This is a genomic window from Rhodococcus sp. FW305-130, from assembly GCF_058788335.1.
This window is the reverse complement of the sequence record NZ_JBYTAP010000005.1, coordinates 590,220-610,848: the sequence shown is the minus strand read 5'-3', so window position 1 is coordinate 610,848 and position 20,629 is coordinate 590,220. Positions and strand designations below refer to the sequence as shown.

The following is a 20,629-nucleotide window of genomic DNA, read 5'->3' as shown; positions in this document are numbered from 1 at the left end:
GAATTCGATTCGGAGCGCGCTCTTTTCGTAGCCAGGCTGCCTTGGCGCCGACTCAGTGAGCCGCGCTGTCCCAGCTTCGACCGGTTCCCACCGAAACGTCCAGGGGTACCGACAACTCGATGGCTGTGGCCATCTTGTCCTTGACCAGTGCGGTGACTTCCTCCAACTCGGAGGCGACCACTTCGAGCACCAATTCGTCGTGCACCTGCAGCAGCATGCGCGACTTCAATCCGGCGTCGGCGAGAGCCTTCTGAACATTGATCATCGCGACCTTGATGATGTCGGCTGCGGTGCCCTGGATCGGCGCATTCAGGGCAGCCCGTTCTGCCACCTCACGACGCTGACGGTTGTCGCTGTTGAGGTCCGGCAGGTAGCGACGACGACCGTAGAGCGTCGAGGTGTAGCCGTCCTTACGTGCCTGCTCGACCACCGCGTGGAGGTAATCCCGCACGCCGCCGAAACGAGCGAAGTACGCATCCATCTGCTGCTTCGCTTCTTCGGTCGAAATCTTCAACTGCGACGCCAATCCGTAAGCACTGAGCCCGTAGGCCAGACCGTAGGACATCGCCTTGACCCGGCGACGCAGTTCAGGAGTTACCTCTTCGATCGGTACACCGAATGCGCGCGAGCCGACAAAGCTGTGCAGGTCCTCACCGGTCTTGAATGCCTCGATCAGCCCCTCGTCGCCTGACACGTGCGCCATGATGCGCATTTCGATCTGGCTGTAGTCGGCAGTGAGCAGAACGTCGAACCCCTGCCCGACTACGAATCCGTCGCGAATCTCGCGCCCCGCGTCGTTTCGCACCGGGATGTTCTGCAAGTTCGGATCGGTCGACGACAGACGTCCGGTCGCGGCAACCGTCTGGTTGAACGTCGTGTGAATGCGTCCGTCTTCGGCCACGGCCTTGAGAAGACCGTCGACGGTCACCTTCATACGCGTCGCATCACGGTGCGCGAGAAGGTGTTCGAGGAACGGGTGTCCTGTCTTGTCGAACAGACCCTGCAACGCCTCGGCGTCGGTGGTGTAGCCCGTCTTCGTCTTCTTCGTCTTGGGCATGTCGAGTTCTTCGAACAAGACCACCTGCAGCTGCTTCGGCGAACCCAGGTTGATCTGCTTGTCGATCACCTCGTACGCGGAGTTTGCGGCGTCGGCGACCTGGGAGGCGAAACGGCTCTGAAGATCGTGCAGATGCGCGCTGTCGACGGCAATGCCGGTGGCCTCGATCTGTGCGAGCTCGATCGTCAACGGCAGTTCCATGTCGGAGAGGAGCGACTTGGACTCGATCGACTCCAACTCGGTGTCCAGTGCAGCTGCCAAGTCGAGAACGGCCTGAGCGCTGAGCATCGCGGTCTCGGCTGCTTCGGCATCGAGCTGTTCGGTGTCGTCGAGCAGTGAAAGCTGTTCCTGGCCGGATGTTTCGGCGCGCAGTTCACGCTTGAGGTAGCGGAGCGAGAGGTCGTCGAGATTGAAGCTGCGCTGGCCCGGCCGGACGAGATATGCGGCCAGAGCAGTGTCGCTGGTCAGTCCACCGAGCGTCCAACCACGCCCACACAGAGCATGGATCGCCCACTTGGCTTCGTGCAGCGCCTTCGGCTGCGATGCATCGGCGAGCCAATCACCGAGAGCTACTTCGTCTTCCGGTGTTGCCGTCGACGCCGCGATGTATGCACATTCACCGTCGGAGGCCGCGATCGCAAGTGCAGTGACGTCGCCGGCAAACGGAGTTCTGGTTCCGAGCACCGTGACGCCGTGACGCTCACCGGTTCGCGCGTGGGCGTCGAGCCACGCGGCAACCGCACCCGGGGCAAGTGCGTCGCCGCTGACCTCGAACCCTTCCTCTGCTTCGGGCTCGGACGACGACAGGGTCGCGAACAGTCGATCGCGGAGAACCTTGAACTCGAGATCGTCGAACAACGCATGAATCTTCTCGCGGTCCCACGGGGCCAACACCAACTGCTCGGGCGTGTACGGCAACGGAACGTCGCGAACCATCTCGGTGAGCTGACGATTGAGCAGGACGTTTGCGAGGTTCTCTCGTAGTGAGTCGCCCACCTTGCCGCGGACCTTGTCCACGTTGTCTACCAGTCCCTGCAGGTCACCGTACTCACGGATCCACTTGGTAGCGGTTTTCTCGCCGACGCCGGGGATACCGGGGAGGTTGTCACTCGGGTCGCCGCGCAGGGCAGCAAAATCCGGATACTGCGACGGAGTGAGGCTGTACTTCTCCTCGACGGCCGTCGGCGTGAATCGGGTGAGCTCCGAGACACCCTTCTTCGGGTAGAGCACAGTGACGTTGTCGGTCACCAGCTGCAGCGAGTCGCGGTCGCCGGTCACGACGAGAACCCGGTATCCGAGTGCCTCCGCCTGCGTGGTCAACGTGGCAATCACGTCGTCGGCCTCGAAACCTTCCTCGGCCATGACCGGGATGCCCAGCGCGCCGAGAACGTCCTTGGTGATGTCGATCTGGCCCTTGAATTCGTCCGGAGCCTTCGCGCGCTGCGCCTTGTATTCGGGGAACAGGTCGGCGCGAAACGTCTGACGCGACACGTCGAAAGCCGCGGCCAAGTGGGTGGGCTGCTCGTCACGAAGAAGGTTGATCAACATCGACGTGAAGCCGTACACCGCGTTGGTGGCCTGCCCACTGTGTGTCTTGAAGTTCTCTGCAGGCAGCGCATAGAAGGCGCGAAATGCCAACGAATGCCCGTCGAGAAGCATCAGAAGAGGGCGATCGTCCGCCTTGCCGGTGGTGCCGGCTGAAGCGGTGGACGTGCTGGACCGAGTTGTGGTTGCGGGGCTCACGGTTCATCAGTCTAGGGATCGCGACCGACATCGACGCCTTCGCCGTTGTTTACGCAGGAACAGACACAAGAATCGGACAATTGATGCAGCCTTCGGCCTTCGATACGGAACCGAAACATCCCGGAAATCTCAGAACCCCATCTGAAGCGAACGGAGCCGTTAGAGTCCGGAAATCGCAGCAACGAAACAATCCCTGTGCTGCGCGGCACCTTTGTCCAGACGCGCTATTCCCGACCCGCTCGGAGGACGTACGTGGCCCCACCCGTAGTGAAACGGCAGACCCTCGCGACACTCAGCCGACTACTGGCCTTTGCATTACTGACGTTCTTCGCATTACTCAGCCTGGCCGGAACTGCTTCGGCTCAGGAACCGACCACTTCCCCTACACCGCCGACCCCGACAGCATCCGCAACACCGACAGCACCGGTTCCCGACAACGCTGTCCCCGTCAGCGGCAATCTCAACAACGGCGGCACACGCCTCGAGGGCGTCACCGTCCGTGCGCTCGATTCTTCCGGTACGGAAGTCGCCACCGGAGAATCGGCATCGAACGGCCGTTGGGAACTGGCCGTGGCACCGGGCACCTACACCTTCGAGATCGTTGCCGACACACTTCCCGACGGGGTCAGTGTGCAAGCCGCTGTCGAACGCGAGGTGGTGGCCGGCCGCGCGAACACCGTGATCTTCTCGTTCGGCGAGGTACGTACCGCCTCGAATGTCAGCTTCGGCGAGAAGCTGATCCGCACGACGGTCGACGGTCTGCGGTTCGGCCTCGTGATCGCGATCGCCGGTGTGGGTTTGAGCCTGATCTACGGCACCACTGGCCTGACCAACTTCGCTCACGGCGAGATGGTGACGTTAGGAGCCGTTGCTGCCTGGGTGATCAACACGTCCTTCGGCGTTCCGCTGATTCCCGCCACGATCCTCGCGATCTTCGTCGGCATCGGCATCGGCCTGCTGACCAACGGAATCGTCTGGAAACCACTGCGTAAGCGCAAGACCGGGTTGATCGCGCAATTGGTGGTCTCGATCGGTCTCGCGATTTCATTGCGCTACTTGATCCTGATCTTCTTCTCCGACCGCGCCGAACCGTTCCACGACTACCAGGGCCAGGTCGAGAAGAACTGGGGCCCGATCGCACTGACCGACGCCAACGCGATAGTCATGATCGTCAGTCTTGTCGTCCTGGTCGGCGTCGCACTGCTTCTGCAGAAGACTCGCATCGGAAAGGCCATGCGTGCCGTCTCCGACAATCGTGATCTCGCCGCTTCGTCCGGTATCAACGTCGAGCGCGTGATCATGTTCGTCTGGGGTCTCGGCGGCGGACTGGCCGCCCTAGGCGGTGTGCTGTTCGGTATCTCCGAACTCGGCGGACGCGTCCAGTGGGAAATGGGCTTCAAACTGTTGCTGCTCATGTTCGCCGGAATCACCCTCGGTGGTCTGGGAACCGCGTACGGGGCGCTACTCGGCTGCGTCATCGTGGGACTTCTGGTCCAACTCTCGACGCTCATCATCAACCCCGATCTCAAATACATCGGCGGACTTCTCGTCTTGATCGTGATCCTCGTGGTTCGCCCCCAGGGCATCCTCGGATCCAGACAAAGGATCGGGTGACGAACATGGACATCATGGGAGCTTTCCAGGTTTCCTTCGCCCAGTTGATCGGGCCGTCGGCAATCTTCTACGCACTGCTGGCAATCGGGCTGAACCTGCACTTCGGCTACGCCGGACTGCTCAACTTCGGTCAGATCGGTTTTGCCCTCCTCGGCGGCTACGGCGTCGGCATCATGACCGTGACCTACGACCAGCCGTTGTGGCTCGGCATCCTCGTCGGACTTACCGCAGCCGGGCTCCTCGCGCTCGTGCTCGGTATCCCGACGCTGCGTCTGCGCGCCGACTATCTCGCCATCGTGACCATCGCCGCTTCGGAGATCCTGCGTCTGATCTTCCGCTCGACCGCGTCGGATTCGGTGACCGGTTCCACCAATGGCCTGTTCGGTTTCGCAGACCCGTTCACCGCACTGAGCCCCTTCGACTCGGCCAAGCAGTACTCGTTTCTCGGCGTGAAGTTCTACGGAGACGACCTCTGGTCGATGGTCGTGGGGTGGACGCTGGTCTTGATCTTGTGCGGATTTGTCTACTTGTTGACGCACAGTCCGTGGGGGCGCGTCCTCAAGGCGGTTCGCGAAGACGAGGACGCAGCGCGATCGTTGGGCAAGAACGTCTTCGTGTACAAGATGCAGGCGCTGGTTCTCGGCGGCGTGATCGGTGGTCTGGCCGGTGTGTTCAACGCTTTGCAGACCAAGTCCATCAACCCGGACTTCTACTCGACCGCGCAGACGTTCTTCGCGTTCGGCGCACTGATTCTGGGCGGGGCGGCAACGGTATTCGGCCCGGTGGTCGGCGCAATGTTGTTCTGGTTCCTCCTCGCCATCCCTGATGCCTTGCTGCGTCAGGCGATCTCCGGCGAAAATCCGCTGCTTTCACTCACGGAACAGCAAGTCGGGGCCACCAGATATGTCCTGCTCGGATTGATGATTGCTCTCCTGATGGTCTTCAGACCGCAGGGAATACTGGGTAACAAGCGGGAGGTGCAACTCAATGCTTGACGCCGATACCAGAGCACAGATCTTTGCCGACGTTCCTCACCTTCCCGGATCGGCGAAACCCGACCCGGTGTTGGTCGCTGACAATGTCTCGCGGACGTTCGGCGGTCTCAAAGCCGTCGACGTCGATCACCTCGAGATTCAACGAGGGTGCATCACGGGTCTGATCGGTCCGAACGGTGCCGGAAAAACGACGCTCTTCAACCTCCTCACCGGTTTCGACCGGCCGGACACCGGTACGTGGTCGATGGACGGTCAATCGCTGGGCCGCATGTATCCCCACCAGGTAGCCAGGAAAGGAGTGGTACGGACGTTCCAGTTGACCAAGGCGCTCTCCAAACTCACCGTGCTGGACAACGTACGTCTCGGTGCCACCGGCCAACGTGGTGAACGCATTTTTGCATCCCTCGTTCCGTGGATCTGGAAAGGCCAGGAACGCGAGATCACCGAACGCGCCAACGAACTCCTCGCACGATTCAAACTCGACACCAAGGCAGACGACCTCGCCGGTTCACTCTCCGGTGGGCAGCGCAAACTGCTCGAAATGGCTCGCGCACTCATGACCTCGCCCTCGGTGGTGATGCTCGACGAACCGATGGCGGGGGTCAATCCTGCTCTGACGCAAAGCCTGCTCGGACACATCAAATCATTGCGCGACGACGGAATGACGGTCGTGTTCGTCGAACACGACATGGACGTGATCCGGGATATCAGCGATTGGGTGGTGGTCATGGCGCAGGGCAGCGTCATCGCCGAATCCACCCCGGACGAACTCTCGTCCAACACAGCCGTCGTCGACGCATATCTGGGCAGCCACCATGACCAGGCCCTCGAGTTCGACGACAACGGAAATCCGGTGGGCGAGACGGCCGTTCTGGCCGCCGCCCTGGCTGAAGCCGAGGTCGAAACCCTCGAGTCGGGCGGGGACCTGTCGGAACCCGACGTCGACAGCCTTCCGGCCGATCTCGCCGCGACGCTGGAATCGAGTCCCGAGGAACCGCGCGGAAGGCACGAGAAGCCATGAGCGAGAACCACACACGTTCACTGACGCCTGCAGAGTTCGCCGCGACGGCCGAGGAGCATCAGCGACTGTCGGCAGGTGCCCTACTCCGCGCCGACAGCCTCGTCGCGGGCTACATTCCCGGCGTCAACATCCTGCGTGAATGCAACTTCTTCCTGAAGGAAGGGGAAATCGTCGGGATCATCGGACCGAACGGCGCAGGCAAATCGACACTCCTGAAATCACTGTTCGGACTGATACCGGTACGCGAAGGGTCGGTCACCCTACGCGAGGACAACATCACGTCTGCGCCCGCTCACGTCCTCGTTCAGAAGGGAGTCGGGTACGTCCCTCAGACACAGAACGTCTTTCAGACTCTGACCATCGAAGAAAACCTCGAAATGGGCATTTATCTGCGTCCCAAGGCATTCGCGGAACGATTCGCCTTCGTGAGTGAACTGTTCCCTCTTCTGAGTGAACGGCGAAAGGTGAAGGCCGGCGCACTCTCCGGCGGCGAACGCCAGATGGTCGCGATGGGCCGGGCCCTGATGATGGATCCGTCGGTGCTGCTGCTCGACGAACCGTCCGCGGGCCTGTCCCCCATGTTCCAGGACGAGGTGTTCATCCGCTGCAAGAAGATCAATGCTGCGGGTGTCTCGGTCATCATGGTCGAGCAGAACGCGCGCCGCTGCCTTCAGATCTGCGACCGCGGCTACGTACTCGATCAGGGTAAGAACGCGTACACCGACACCGGCGCCAATCTGATGAACGACCCCAAGGTGATCGAGTTGTACTTGGGAACGCTCGCCGGAAGCAAAGAGAAGTAGGACAGACACGAGAATGGGCCAGGGTCTCTCGACCCTGGCCCATTCTCGTTGGCTGCTTACTTGCCCACCACCACGAATCCTTCTGTGGTCAGCGTGTTCTCAGGGCCGAACTTGAGCTTTCCGTACGAACCGATGGACGGTTCTCCCGAATCGTTGAAGTCCAACTCACCGGTGATGCCGTCGTAGTCGATGTCGGTTCCCGCCTTCACCAACGGCAGGCACTCGACGTAGGACGTGCACTTGGTGCCGCCTTCGGTGACGCTGTTGATGTTGGCTGCGATGTCGGTACCGGCCGTCGACTTCGCCTGCTCGGCAGCGAGCGCTGAGATCACCACCGCGTCGTACGACTCTCCGGCGTAGTTGAAGTCGATCAGAGAGGGGTTCACAGCCTTCAGACGATCCTGGAAGGCAGCTCCGACGTCCGTCAGGGGCGTGGTTCCCTGCATGGTGTCGAGCAACGGCTTCGCCACGGATTCGCCGAGCGCGTTACCCATGTTGCCGTCGACGCCGTACATCGCCATTCCGTCCGACGGGCCGATGCCCACTTCGTGCATACGCGTGATGATCTTCGCCGACTCCTCGAAGCCCACCAATGCCACTGCATCCGGATTGAAGTTCTTGACTTGATCGACTTCGGAGTTGAACGACTGCGCGTTCGGGTCGTAGATGATCTTCTCGATCTGATCGGAGGGGACGCCCGAATCGATCAGATTCTTTTCGATGTTGTCCGCCAGACCCGTCCCGTACGGGTCGTTGAGGGCCATGATCGCTACGCGCTGACCACCGTCGTCCGAAATGAGCTGTGCGACGGCCTGAGCCTGCAGTACGTCCGTCGGAGCGGTGCGGAAGTACATGCCCTTGTCGGGGTAGCAGACGAATTGGTCCGAGGTGTTGGCAGGCGAGAACATCACGACGCCTGCGCTGGCGATCTTGTCGATCACCTTGAGCGAAACCGAAGACGACGCGGCGCCGACGATGACCTGAGTGCCTGCAGCCAATTCGCGGTCGACGGTGGTGTTGGCGGTGTCCGTTGTGGTGTCACCCGAATCGCCGGGAATCAGCTGGACCGGTTGGCCGAGAACGCCTCCGGCAGCATTGACGTCGTTGACTCCCAGCTGGGTGCCCGCGACCATCGGCGGCCCGAGGAACGACAAGCTGCCTGTATCGGGAAGAAGCGTACCGATACGCAGCGCTTCCGTGGACGGGGTGGCGCCGGCCTTGGCCTGCTCCGGGGTGCAATCAGTCGTGACGGATGTCGTCGCGGCGGAAGCGCCGGACGTAGAGCCACTCGAAGACGAGTCATCCGACTTGTCCGAGCTACAGCCTGCAAGTGCCAGTGATGCCGCGCCGAGAACTGCAGCAGTACGCACAAGTGTTCGTCTAGCCATCCCACGCTCCTAAGATCAGCCGGTGCTCGCGCCACCCGAACTGGCGCTCGCTGTGGGATCAGACGCTAGACCTTGGAACCGTTTCGCGATCCTTCAAGAAAGCCCTGTGACCTGACTGTTATCTGAAGGCGCACAGTGTTTACACGGCTGTAGCGCTGCGCGACGTTTCGACGGTCGACGCAGCCACTCAGTGCAGCCGGATAACCCGGACACTTTGCTCAAGCGTCCGGTTCACCGCCCAGAGTTTCCAGTACGACCTGTGCGACCGCCTTCATCGTGGAGCGCCGATCCATCGCGGCGCGCTGAATCCACTTGAACGCCTCAGGTTCGGTGAGCGCTTGGCGAACCATCAGAACACTCTTGGCTCGCTCGATCAGCTTGCGTGCTTCGAGCCGGTCGGAAAGATCAGCGACCTCACGCTCGAGCGCCGTCACCTCGCGGAAACGACTGACCGCCAATTCGACAGCGGGAACGAGGTCACTGATCGAGAACGGCTTGACCAAGTAAGCCATGGCGCCGGCATCGCGTGCGCGCTCGACCAACTCGCGCTGACTGAACGCTGTGAGAATGACAACAGGAGCGATCCGCTTGGCGGCAATCTCCGAAGCGGCGTCGATGCCGTCTCTCCTGGGCATCTTCACGTCCATGATGACCAGATCAGGCTTGAGCGACTCGGCCAACTCCACCGCAACCTGCCCGTCACCGGCCTCACCGACGACGTCGTAGCCCTCTTCGCGGAGCATCTCGACCAGATCCATGCGGATCAACGCCTCGTCTTCAGCGACGACAACACGACGGGGTGCGAGCTGATTGCCTTGCGGCTGCGGCGAATTCATGGCCACCATCCTCCTCCATCGAACCGCCCCGACACGAGACGCGAACGATTAGAGGGTACCGGTGTTTGACATTGAAATCGCATCTTCTAATGTAGTCATCGCAACAAGCCCTCGTATCCCAATTGGCAGAGGAAACGGATTCAAAACCCGTCCAGTGTGAGTTCGAGTCTCACCGAGGGCACCACCTGCCGCAGTTGGCCGTACCGCAAGGTTTCGGCATTCGGCTGTACCCCAGATCGACCGCAGTTAGATTCGATCCATGAACGGTCGTCGCCTGATTGCTCTGCTCGGAGCCATATCTGTTTTCGCGCTGCTCACCGGGTGTCAGACTGACGACCAATCCGACACTGCCGGCGAATCCAACACTGCCGGCGAATCTTCCACCCAGACCGTCCTCGATGCTGCAACACAGACAGGCACCCTTCAGGTCGGCACTCCCCCGATCGATGCCCCACCAACCGAGATCTCCACGCTTGCTCCGTTCCCGAACGACACGGAGATCCCTTCACCGAATCCGCGCGTCGACGTGACCGAGATCGAAGTGACCGATCACGACGGTTTCACCCGAATCACCTACCGATTCGACGGAAATGGATCAGTGTTCTGGAAAACCGAATACGTCAGCGAAGCAAATCCGAGCGGGTGACAGCACAGTCGTGGACGTCGGAAGTCGATCGATACTTCAAGTCGACCTGATGGGAGTCCAATCGGATTCGTCGCTCAACTCCGTATCTCACGAGGGCGAAAACATCACGCGCATAGACAGTGCGGCCAGGAACAGTGCGATCCTGCAGTCGTTTGTCGGCACGGTCGACATCCGTCCGGCATACACCGTATCGACATCCGATTCACCGTCCCAGTTGATGATCGACATCCCCACGGCAGACAGCTGACTGTCGAATACCCAATTGCGCGCTCAGCTCAGCCATTCCAGCGCAGCGGTGCTCGACGCGGTAATTCGGTTATCGAGGGGCGGATGAATGCTCCGTCTCGAAACCGAGGTCTCACAATCGATCCGAGGCGATTGCTGGGTCCGGTCCAACACGACTGTCATGATTCTCACTACATGCCCGAACTTCCGCTGCTCGAACTGCTGCTGCCAGTGTTTGTTCCAGCAGGACGGCAACCGTCATGGGGCCGACGCCACCCGGCACCGGTGTGATCGCACCGGCATGTGGGAGCGCAGCGGCGTACTCCACGTCTCCGACGTTGCCCTCGTTGTACCCCGCATCGATCACCACTGCCCCAGGCTTGATCCACGCCCCTTTGATCAGTTCCGGAACACCGACGGCCGCGATAGCGACGTCTGCCGAAGCGACGTGGGCGGCCAGGTCGACGGTTCGCGAATGGCAGTACGTCACCGTTGCGCCTCGACGCAGGAGGAGCATTCCCATCGGCAATCCGAGTATCGGGCTTCGGCCGACCACGACAGCATGCTTCCCGGAGAGTTCGACGCCTGTGGCGTCGAGCAGGCGCAGGATGCCACTCGGTGTACATGATTCGAATCCCCCACCGGTCAACGCCATTGCCGCGAACGCTGCCGAGGTAACGCCGTCAACGTCTTTGTCGGCCGAGATGGCATCGAACGCAACCCGTTCGTCGATGTGGCCTGGCACCGGGTGTTGCAGCAGTATGCCGTCGATCGAAGGGTCCGCCGACAACGCTCTCAGCACGTCGACTAGTTCTTCGGTGGTTGTACTCACCGGGAGTTCAACCGTCCGCGACGTCATTGCGACGGCGACAGACCGTTTGGCCTTCATCTGTACATACGCCTTCGAGGCCGGGTCCGCTCCCACGATGACGGCGGCCAGGCAAGGAACGTGCCCCGTCTCATCACGAAACTGCCTCGTGCGCACTGACAGGTCCGCGAGCGCAGCATCGGCAATTGCGCGTCCGTTGATTATTCGAGCGGCCACGTTCTGGCTGGGCAGATTTTCGGTAGACAGATTTTCGGTAGACATGAATCCCCCTTCACACAAGATGTGTGAAGCACCCAGGCGGTCGATGCCTCGCGATGTGCACTCCCCGGTGGTAATTCCCACCCGCGCCAGTCGTGCGTGGTCAGCGTACCGCGCGTTTGTCTCACTGCCACGAAACGCATCCGGAACGCCGCTCTCAAAACGAGACAAATCGACATAACCTATCAATAGGTAACGATCTGACCTGCAGTTATTCCATCCTAAGCAATTAGATGGCACGATGGGGGCAACCGCACGGGCACCAAGCATTGGAGGCACCGATGGACAACGGCAAGATAAACCTGACCTATGACGGTCGGGTGTCACTGAGCTTCCAACTGGCAATTCCGCACGCACCGGACAAGGTCTGGAAAGTGATAACGGAACGCGAGTACCTCGACGCCTGGTTCCCGGCGGACGTCGATTTCAATCTCACTCCAGGCGCGGATCTGCTGTTCAAGGTGACCCCGGAACAAGTCGAGCGATTCGGACTGCCCGCAGATCACGTGACGCGCGGGACGGTCATCAGCGTCCACCCGCACCGAATTCTCGAATTCCTCTGGGACGCAGATACTCTGCATTGGGAACTGGCACCGGACGGCACCGGCGGCTGCTGGCTGACCCTCACCCACACGATGGAAGACGAAGAGTCCGCGTACGCCCACGCTGCCGGCTGGCACGCGGGCTTGGAAGTTGTTGCGGCCCAACTCGATGGACGCGAAGTCGACTGGTCTCCGTGGGACCGCGCCGACGAACTCTCACCGCAATATCGCAAGTCTGCTTGATTCTGGGCCCGAGTTCAGTCTCGGGCCCGCATCTCATTCCCCTTTACGCGGGAAATGCCTGATCATTCCTTCTTGGACCACCGTCGCCAACAGCAGTCCTTCCACCGAGAAGTACCGTCCGGTTGCCAGACCGCGCGAACCTGCGGCGACCGGCGATTCGGTGGCGTACAGAACCCAGTCGGTGAACCGGAACGGGCGATGGAACCAGATCGAATGATTGACCGTCGCCGCGACGATACGATCATGACCCCAGGACAAACCATGAGTGGTCAGAATCGAATCGAGCACGGTGGTGTCGGACGAATATGCCAGCGTCGCAGCGTGAATGAGCGAATCGTCCGGCAGATCACCGTCGGGGCGCATCCACACCCGATTGTGGTTGAGTTTCTCGCCGGTGCCCTTGAGGATCCACGCCGGATCGTTGGCGTACCGCATGTCGATCGGCTTGAGCGCCGCACTGAAATGCGGCAGTTTTTCCTCGTACCCCACCAGATGATCGCCGATGGGAGGCAACGACTCCGGAAGTGGAACATCCGGGATCTCGACAGCATGGTCGAGCCCCTTGCCGGAGTCCTGGAACGCCGCGAGCATCACGAACAATTCGTTCTCACCCTGATAGGCAGTCACCTGACGGTTGGCGAATGCCCTCCCGTCACGATGACGCTCCACCCGGTACTCGATAGGCGCCTTCACATCTCCGCCCCGAATGAAATGGGCGTTCACGGCATGGATGGGGCGATCACCGTCGACAGTCCGTCCGGCGGCCATCAGTGCCTGAGACACCAATTGACCGCCGAACGTCCGCGAACCTACCTGTTTCGGGTGGTATCCACGGAACGCGTCGTCACCGATCTGCTCCAGATCCAACAGACCGAGAAGAGTACCGAGGTCGGTGGACGCGTTCGCGTGGGTCACTCAGTGGTCCTCTTCGCCGATACGGTGGACGTGAATGAGGTTGGTGGAACCGACAGTTCCCGGAGGGGATCCGGCAACGATGACCACGAGGTCTCCCTTGACGTACCGCCCGAGGGAGAGCAACGCACTGTCCACCTGACGCACCATCTCGTCAGTGGTGGCCACCGCATCGACCAGGAACGTCTCGGTTCCCCACGTCAGCGTCAGCTGACTGCGCACCGCAGGCAGCGGTGTGAAGGCGAGCAACGGCAGCGGCGTGTGCAGACGAGCCAGTCGACGCACCGTGTCACCGGACTGAGTGAACGCAACCAAGGCCTTGGCGTCGAGACGTTCGCCGATGTCGCGTGCTGCGTACGAGATGACTCCGCGCTTGGTGCGCGGGACGTGGGTCAACGGTGGGACACGGGTTGATTCGTTCTCGACGGCCTCGACGATGCGGGCCATGGTGCGAACGGTTTCCATGACGTACTTGCCCACCGAAGTCTCGCCCGAGAGCATGACTGCGTCGGCGCCGTCGAGAACGGCGTTGGCGACATCGGATGCCTCTGCGCGAGTGGGACGTGAGTTCTCGATCATCGACTCGAGCATCTGCGTCGCGACGATGACCGGCTTCGCGTTCTCACGAGCAATCTGGATTGCGCGCTTCTGAACGAGCGGGACCTGCTCGAGCGGCAACTCGACACCGAGGTCACCGCGGGCGACCATGACGGCGTCGAACGCGAGCACGATGGCTTCGAGATTGTCGATGGCCTCGGGCTTCTCGAGCTTCGCGATGACGGGAACGCGGCGCCCGACTCGATCCATGATGGCGTGAACCAATTCGACGTCCGCCGGTGAGCGAACGAAGGACAGTGCAATGAAGTCGACACCCAGCTTGAGAGCGAACTCGAGGTCGGCGATGTCCTTGCCCGACAGGGCTGGAACGGAGACGTTCATACCGGGCAGTGAGAGGCCCTTGTTGTTGCTGACCGGACCGCCTTCGGTGACCCGACAGACGACGTCGTTGCCGTCGATGGACGTGACGACCAGGCCGACCTTTCCGTCGTCGACCAGCAGTCGATCGCCGGCCTTGGCGTCGCGCGCCAATTCCTTGTACGTGGTCCCGACGCGATCGTGCGTTCCCTCGACGTCGTCGACGGTGATACGAACCTCTTCACCGTTGGCCCAGGTGGTCCGCTCGTCCTTGAATCGGCCGAGGCGAATCTTGGGCCCCTGAAGGTCGGCGAGAACACCGACGGCCTTTCCGGTGGCGTCCGACGCGGCGCGGACGCGAATGTAGTTTTCTTCGTGATCGGCATGCTCGCCGTGGCTGAAGTTGAGGCGCGCCACGTCCATGCCGCTCTCCACGAGCTCACGGATGCGGTCGCCAGAAGCTGTCGCAGGTCCAAGTGTGCATACAATTTTTGTCCGTCGGTTCACGGCTCGAGCCTAGTCGCTACCCCACCGCACTTCTATCCGGCATTTGCGACCTGCACTTTCTGTACTTACTCGATTCAGTTGGTCAGTTCACGAACAGCGGAAATGCCTTTGGATGAACCGGAGCCGGAAGCGCCGACTCGCCTGTGAGAAACATGTCGACGGCACGTGCGGCCGACCGTCCCTCGGCAATCGCCCAAACCACCAGCGACGCCCCGCGATGCGCGTCGCCGCAGACGAATACGCCGGGTGTCCGGGTCTGCCACCCGACATCACACTCGATTCTGCCGAGTGGATCGGTGCCGACATCAAGGTCGGTGAGCAGTGGGGCGGTTTCGACGCCGTCGAAACCCAGAGCGAGCAGGACCATCTCGCACACCAGATCCGTCGTGTCGCCGGTCTCCACCAGGGTCCGTTGTCCGTTCGTCCCCCGCGACACGGCTACCGGAACCATCCGGATTGCGCGGACCGCACCCCCACCGTCGTCGAGAAATTCCTGCGCCGCCCATCGGAATCGTTTGTCACTGCCCTCCTCGTCTGCCGGCGAGCTGCGTAGGACCCGCGGCCACAACGGCCATGGGTCGCGATCTCGATCGCGGCGTGCCGGAGGTGGGACGTGGTAATCCAATTCCGTCACCGAGAGGGCGCCTTGGCGATGCACCGTGCCGAGGCAGTCGGCGGCCGTGTCGCCGCCACCGATGATCACGACGTTCTTACCTCGCGCCGAGATGCTCGACGCACCGTCACCCTCGCATTCGCGGTTGGCCGCACGCAGGTACGTCATCGCACGATGGATTCCGCGAAGACTACGACCCGGTACGTCGGTGTCTCTGGCACGATCAGCCCCGACCGCCAGGACTACCGCCTCGAATTCCGTCGAGAGGTCGTGCGCGCTCACGTTCACTCCGACGGCGCAGTCGGTGACGAATCTGGTCCCCTCGGCGGTCAGTTGGTCCAGCCGCCGGTTGATGAGGGCCTTGGGCAACTTGAATTCCGGAATTCCGTAGCGAAGCAGTCCCCCGATCCGATCGCTCCGCTCGAACACCGTGACACTGTGTCCGGCTCGTGTCAGTTGTTGAGCCGCGGCCAGTCCCGCCGGTCCCGACCCGACAACCGCAACACGGTTTCCGCTGTGAACTACCGGTGCCTGCGGCCCCAACCAACCCGACTCCCAGGCGTTGTCGACGATTGCCTGTTCGATGCGCTTGATGGTGACACCCCCCGACGTGTGCTCGTCGTCGAGTGCGAGAACGCACGCCGTTTCGCACGGTGCGGGGCACAGATGTCCGGTGAACTCGGGGAAATTGTTGGTGGAATGCAGATTCTCCGAGGCTTCGGACCACCGTCCACGCCGAACCAGGTCGTTCCATTCCGGAATGAGATTGCCGAGCGGACACCCCACGTCGGCCGAATGGCAGTACGGCACAGCGCAGTCCATGCAACGCGAGGCCTGTGCAGATACGTCTCGATTTCGCACGACGGGATCCAGCGACTCGTATACCGACGCCCAGTCGCCGACACGCACATCGGTCGATCTGGTCGGTGAGCCGGATCGTTTCACGTTGAGGAACCCGCGTGCGTCAGGCATGAGCCGGTTCCACCAGTTCGTTCTCTTCCACGACCTTCCGGTAGTCGACAGGCAAAACTTTGGTGAATCTCGGACTCTGGCCAACCCAGTCGTCGAGAAGTTTTGCCGCCACCGGCGAGCCGGTCGCAGCCAAATGCTCGCCGAGAATTTCGACCAGCTGACTGCAGTCTTCCGCCGAAGGCCGCTCCAGAACGACCATGTCGCCGTTGACCTTCTCTGCCTTCACGTCGAGTACGAAGGCAATTCCGCCCGACATTCCCGCAGCAAGGTTCCTACCAGTTGGGCCGATGATGACGACGCGACCCCCGGTCATGTACTCGCACGCATGGTCTCCGACGCCTTCCACCACAGCGACCGCGCCCGAGTTGCGCACCGCGAATCGTTCCCCGACACGCCCCCTGGCATAGAGCGCACCGCTCGTAGCTCCGTACAGCAGCGTATTGCCGGCAATCACCTGATCCTCCGCTACGAAGGGCGCGTCCTCACTCGGCCGAAGCGCGATTCGTCCACCGGAGAGCCCCTTCCCCACGTAGTCGTTTGCATCGCCGACGACGACCAGCGAGATGCCGGGCGGCAGGAACGCACCGAGTGACTGGCCTGCCGTTCCACTGAGCACGACGTCGATGGTGCCTTGAGGTAGCCCGACGGCGCCGTAGCGTCTGGTCACCTCTGCGCCCAGCCTCGTTCCCACCGCCCGATCCGTATTGTGTACTGGCAGTTCGATATGCACGGGTCGAGCGTCCTCGAGCGAGTTCGCGGCGCACTCGATCAGGGTGCGTTCGAGTTCGCTCGAAACAGGTACACACGGCGGGTAGGCCGCGCCGGTCGGCGCGGCCGGAACGTCGAAGAGTGGTGAGAGGTCCAACGTGCGACTCTTCCAATGCGCCACCGCCGGAGACATTTCCAATACGTCTGCATGGCCCAGAGCGTCGTCGATACTTCGAAACCCCAGTTCTGCCAACAAACGTCGTACGTCGTCGGCGATGAAGCGAAAGAAGTTCTCGACGTACTCCGGCCGGCCGGTGAATCGCTCTCGCAGTTCGGGATTCTGCGTCGCTACTCCGACGGGGCAGGTGTCGAGGTGACATACCCGCATCATGACGCAGCCGGCCGCGATCAGTGGCGCCGTGGAAAACCCGTACTCCTGCGCCCCCAGCAACGCGGCGACGACGACGTCCCGCGCCGTGCGCAAACCCCCGTCACACTGGACGACGATCCGATCGCGTAACCCGTTGAGCACCAAGGTCTGCTGAGTTTCGGCCAGCCCGATCTCCCAGGGCGTACCAGCGTGGTGGATGGACGAGAGTGCCGCCGCGCCCGTCCCGCCGTCGTGACCGGAGATCAGCACCACGTCGGCGTGCGCTTTGGCCACACCTGCCGCAACTGTCCCGACTCCGACTGCGCTGACCAACTTCACGTGTATCCGCGCACGATCGTTTGCGCATCTGAGGTCGTAGATCAATTGGGCGAGATCCTCGATCGAATAGATGTCGTGGTGCGGGGGCGGAGAAATGAGGCCGACTCCAGGTGTCGAGTACCGGGTTTCCGCGATCCACGGGTACACCTTGGACCCCGGAAGCTGCCCTCCTTCACCGGGCTTGGCGCCCTGGGCCATCTTGATCTGAATGTCAGTGGCATTGACCAGGTAATCGCTGGTCACCCCGAAGCGACCACTCGCGACCTGCTTGACTGCGCTTCGACGCTTGTTGTCACGCAACCGCTCCGGTGACTCTCCGCCCTCACCGGTGTTCGAACGTCCGCCGAGAGCATTCATCGCAACCGCCATCGTCTCGTGCGCCTCGGCAGAGAGGGAACCGTAGCTCATCGCACCGGTGTTGAATCGAGCGAGAATCATCTCGACGGGTTCGACCTGATCGAGGGGAATCAGCTGACGAATCTCACGCCGAAATCGAAACAATCCCCGAAGTGTTCCGCCCTGCGCGCTCAGTCGATCGACTTCATCGCTGTAGCGACGAAACATCTCACTTCGCCCCGTCCGGGTCGCATGCTGAAGGAAGAACACGGACTCGGGTGTGAACACATGCAATTCACCACCGCGGCGATACCGGAACTCTCCACTGCTGCTCAACTGACGATGCTGCACCGTACGATACGTGGCCGCGTGACGCATCAGAACCTCTCGCGCGACTTCGGTGATACCGATCCCGCCGATCCGGCTCCGTGTGTTGCAGAAGTATTCGTCGACCAATTCTCGGCCCAAGCCCACTGCCTCGAATACCTGTGCGCCCGTGTAGGAGTGAACCGTAGCGATTCCCATCTTCGACATCACTTTGAGCACACCGGAATTTGCCGCTCTCAGATAGTTGTCCGATGCCATTTTCGAATCTATCCCGGGAAGCTCGTCTTGCTCGCTGAGTGCTTCTACCGATTCAAGAGCAAGATAGGGGTGGACAGCCGCCGCACCGTAGCCGATCAGCAGCGCGATGTGATGAACTTCGCGCGCGTCACCCGACTCGACGACGAGGGAAACCTTGGTTCGCAGGCCATGCCGAACCAGATCGTGGTGCACGGCAGATACTGCGAGCAATGACGGAATGGGAGCCTGCTCAGGGCCCGATCCACGGTCCGAGATCACCAGAATCTCGATTCCGGCTGCGGCGGCCGTTCGGGCGGACTCACGAAGCCTCTCGACGCCTTCGCCGAGACTGCCTCTCGGATCGAAACCTCCCCGTAGGACAGCGCTTCTCGGAGTTCTTGCGCCGCATAGTTCGGCGACCTTCGCCATCTTCCTCGGTCCGATCACCGGTTTATCGAGAACAATCCTTCGGCACGACAGCGCCGACGCTTCGAACAAGTTCTGCTCAGCGCCGAGGGTGACACCAAGCGTAGTGACGACTTCCTCGCGAATCGCGTCCAAAGGCGGGTTCGTCACCTGAGCAAAGAGCTGGACGAAGTAGTCGTACAACACCTTCGGCCGATCCGAGAGAACGGCGAGAGGTGTGTCGACTCCCATCGATCCCAACGGCTCCGATCCTGAGCGAGCCATTGGAAGGAGAACTTCCTGCAAGTCCTCTGCCTGGTATCCGAAGAGCAGCTGCCTTTGCAACAGCGGAGCCGGATCGCCTCGGGCAGGCGCCGACTCGGGGATTTCCTCGAGATCGACCAATCCCCCGTCGACCCATTCCCGGTAGGGGGCTGTGCTCGCGAGTTCGGATTTGATCTCCGCATCGGAAACGATGCCACGGCGAGCGGTGTCGACGAGGAACATTCGACCCGGTTCGAGGCGCCCCTTCTCCAACACCTCGGACGTCGGAGCGTCGAACACACCGCTCTCACTCGCCAACACGATACGGCCGTTCCTCATCCGCCACCATCGCCCTGGGCGAAGACCGTTGCGATCCAACACCGCCCCGACAACAGTGCCGTCGCTGAACGTCACCGACGCCGGGCCGTCCCATGGTTCCATCAGGCAAGCGTGAAATTGGTAGAAGGCCCTCATCTCGTCTGGCATCGAAGAATCGTTCTCCCAGGCACCGGGAATCATCATCGCGATGGCGTGCTGCATAGTGCGGCCCCCGAGCGTCAGAAACTCGAGCACTTCGTCGAACGACGAAGAGTCGGATCCACCCGGGGTACAGATCGGAAACATGCGATCGATGTCCCCACCTAAAAGTGCGCTCCGCAACATCGGCTCGCGAGCGCGCATCCAATTCCTGTTTCCCACAATCGTATTGATCTCGCCGTTGTGAGCGATGCAGCGATACGGCTGAGCAAGTGACCACGACGGAAAAGTGTTCGTGGAGTACCGGCTGTGCACGACCGCCAAGGCAGTTCGCATTCGGGCGTCGCATAGGTCGGTGAAGTAACCGGGTAACTGCGTCGGCGTGAGCATGCCCTTGTACACGATGGTTCGGGCGGACAACGAGGGGAAATACACCGCATCATCGGCCGAATGAATTCGCTCGACTTGTCTCCTGAGCGCGAACACTCGTCGGTCCAAGGCAATTCCGCCCACACTGCGATCTCTTGGCTCGGCGCACGTCACAAAACATTGACTGATGTACGGAGCGCACTGCGCGGCAACGGTTCCGACGCAGTCACGGTCGACTGGGACCTCCCGCCACCCGATAATCCGCAGTCCTTCTGCCGCTGCGTACCGGTGTATCCGAACTACCGCGCGCCGACGTGCTTCCTGATCCACCGGGAGAAAGCAGTTTCCGGCTGCGTAGGTGTTCTCACCCATCGCGTTGGGTGGTGGAAGCTCGAACGCGGTCACCGCGTCGAAGAATTCCGTCGGCAGCTGAAGAAGGATGCCCGCGCCGTCACCACTGTTGCACTCGCGCCCGACTGCGCCACGATGGGTGAGATTGGCCAGGACCGCGAGCGCCTCGTCGACAATGGAATGCAGGTGACGTCCAGAGGTGTCTGCTACCACGGCTACACCACATGAATCGGTTTCCTGATCGGGGTCGTACAGGCCTCGAGGATCAGGTATTCGAGAAAACGGCACTCGGCGACCTCCACACGGTCATGCAGCCGACGTTCGCTA

13 protein-coding genes, 1 tRNA gene, 1 pseudogene and 1 riboswitch are annotated in these 20,629 nt (G+C 61.5%); of the genes and pseudogenes, 7 read left to right on the top strand and 8 right to left on the bottom strand.

Annotation, left to right across the window (positions count from 1 at the left end; translation table 11 throughout):
- Nucleotides 1-52 precede the first annotated feature (52 nt).
- Nucleotides 53-2,800, bottom strand: coding sequence for a DNA polymerase I (gene polA, locus AC3WQS_RS18890; protein WP_492713311.1), 2,748 nt, complete (start codon nucleotides 2,798-2,800; stop codon nucleotides 53-55).
- 303 nt (nucleotides 2,801-3,103) lie between these two features.
- Between polA and AC3WQS_RS18885 the strand changes: the two genes are divergently transcribed.
- The 4 genes from AC3WQS_RS18885 to AC3WQS_RS18870 are packed head-to-tail and all read left to right on the top strand — an operon-like array spanning nucleotide 3,104 to nucleotide 7,233.
- Complete coding sequence (locus AC3WQS_RS18885; protein ID WP_037134409.1) at nucleotides 3,104-4,414, top strand: branched-chain amino acid ABC transporter permease; 1,311 nt, start codon at nucleotides 3,104-3,106, stop codon at nucleotides 4,412-4,414.
- A gap of 5 nt (nucleotides 4,415-4,419) precedes the next feature.
- On the top strand, nucleotides 4,420-5,409 hold the full coding sequence (locus tag AC3WQS_RS18880; protein ID WP_003944088.1) for a branched-chain amino acid ABC transporter permease: 990 nt from the start codon (nucleotides 4,420-4,422) through the stop codon (nucleotides 5,407-5,409).
- On the top strand, nucleotides 5,402-6,430 hold the full coding sequence (locus AC3WQS_RS18875) for an ABC transporter ATP-binding protein (RefSeq protein WP_020907906.1): 1,029 nt from the start codon (nucleotides 5,402-5,404) through the stop codon (nucleotides 6,428-6,430). The genes AC3WQS_RS18880 and AC3WQS_RS18875 overlap by 8 nt, the downstream gene beginning before the upstream one ends.
- A complete protein-coding gene (locus AC3WQS_RS18870; protein ID WP_492713312.1) occupies nucleotides 6,427-7,233 on the top strand; it encodes an ABC transporter ATP-binding protein in 807 nt (268 codons plus the stop codon). Before AC3WQS_RS18875 ends, AC3WQS_RS18870 begins: the two co-directional genes overlap by 4 nt.
- A 56-nt stretch (nucleotides 7,234-7,289) precedes the next feature.
- Here AC3WQS_RS18870 and AC3WQS_RS18865 read toward each other — a convergent pair whose 3' ends face one another.
- Nucleotides 7,290-8,621, bottom strand: a complete 1,332-nt coding sequence (locus AC3WQS_RS18865; protein WP_003944031.1) for an ABC transporter substrate-binding protein — start codon at nucleotides 8,619-8,621, stop codon at nucleotides 7,290-7,292.
- Nucleotides 8,622-8,839: 218 nt separating this feature from the next.
- Nucleotides 8,840-9,457, bottom strand: coding sequence for an ANTAR domain-containing response regulator (locus AC3WQS_RS18860; RefSeq protein ID WP_003944029.1), 618 nt, complete (start codon nucleotides 9,455-9,457; stop codon nucleotides 8,840-8,842).
- A 107-nt stretch (nucleotides 9,458-9,564) separates the two neighbouring features.
- On the opposite strand from AC3WQS_RS18860, the gene AC3WQS_RS18855 reads away from it, so the two are divergent.
- Nucleotides 9,565-9,641, top strand: a tRNA-Leu gene (locus AC3WQS_RS18855).
- Nucleotides 9,642-9,716: 75 nt separating this feature from the next.
- Nucleotides 9,717-10,350 (top strand): annotated as a pseudogene (locus tag AC3WQS_RS18850) (AMIN-like domain-containing (lipo)protein).
- Between the two features lie 111 nt (nucleotides 10,351-10,461).
- Here the strand turns inward: AC3WQS_RS18850 and AC3WQS_RS18845 are convergent.
- On the bottom strand, nucleotides 10,462-11,418 hold the full coding sequence (locus AC3WQS_RS18845) for a bifunctional 5,10-methylenetetrahydrofolate dehydrogenase/5,10-methenyltetrahydrofolate cyclohydrolase (RefSeq protein WP_492713327.1): 957 nt from the start codon (nucleotides 11,416-11,418) through the stop codon (nucleotides 10,462-10,464).
- Between the two features lie 23 nt (nucleotides 11,419-11,441).
- Nucleotides 11,442-11,522, bottom strand: a riboswitch (ZMP/ZTP riboswitch).
- Nucleotides 11,523-11,696: 174 nt separating this feature from the next.
- On the opposite strand from AC3WQS_RS18845, the gene AC3WQS_RS18840 reads away from it, so the two are divergent.
- On the top strand, nucleotides 11,697-12,200 hold the full coding sequence (locus AC3WQS_RS18840) for an SRPBCC domain-containing protein (protein ID WP_003944006.1): 504 nt from the start codon (nucleotides 11,697-11,699) through the stop codon (nucleotides 12,198-12,200).
- Nucleotides 12,201-12,233: 33 nt separating this feature from the next.
- Here the strand turns inward: AC3WQS_RS18840 and AC3WQS_RS18835 are convergent, their stop codons facing one another.
- From AC3WQS_RS18835 to gltB, 4 genes are all read right to left on the bottom strand, one after another.
- The gene (locus tag AC3WQS_RS18835; protein WP_019748651.1) at nucleotides 12,234-13,115 is read right to left on the bottom strand and encodes an acyl-CoA thioesterase; all 882 of its coding nucleotides are present in this window, start codon (nucleotides 13,113-13,115) and stop codon (nucleotides 12,234-12,236) included.
- Nucleotides 13,116-14,534 carry a pyruvate kinase gene (gene pyk, locus AC3WQS_RS18830; RefSeq protein WP_003944038.1) on the bottom strand — a complete coding sequence of 473 codons (1,419 nt, stop codon included), beginning with the start codon at nucleotides 14,532-14,534 and terminating at the stop codon, nucleotides 13,116-13,118. It abuts the gene before it with no gap.
- A gap of 82 nt (nucleotides 14,535-14,616) precedes the next feature.
- Nucleotides 14,617-16,119 carry a glutamate synthase subunit beta gene (locus AC3WQS_RS18825; RefSeq protein WP_492713326.1) on the bottom strand — a complete coding sequence of 501 codons (1,503 nt, stop codon included), beginning with the start codon at nucleotides 16,117-16,119 and terminating at the stop codon, nucleotides 14,617-14,619.
- Nucleotides 16,112-20,590, bottom strand: a complete 4,479-nt coding sequence (gene gltB / locus AC3WQS_RS18820; RefSeq protein ID WP_492741530.1) for a glutamate synthase large subunit — start codon at nucleotides 20,588-20,590, stop codon at nucleotides 16,112-16,114. Before gltB ends, AC3WQS_RS18825 begins: the two co-directional genes overlap by 8 nt.
- Nucleotides 20,591-20,629: the final 39 nt, after the last annotated feature.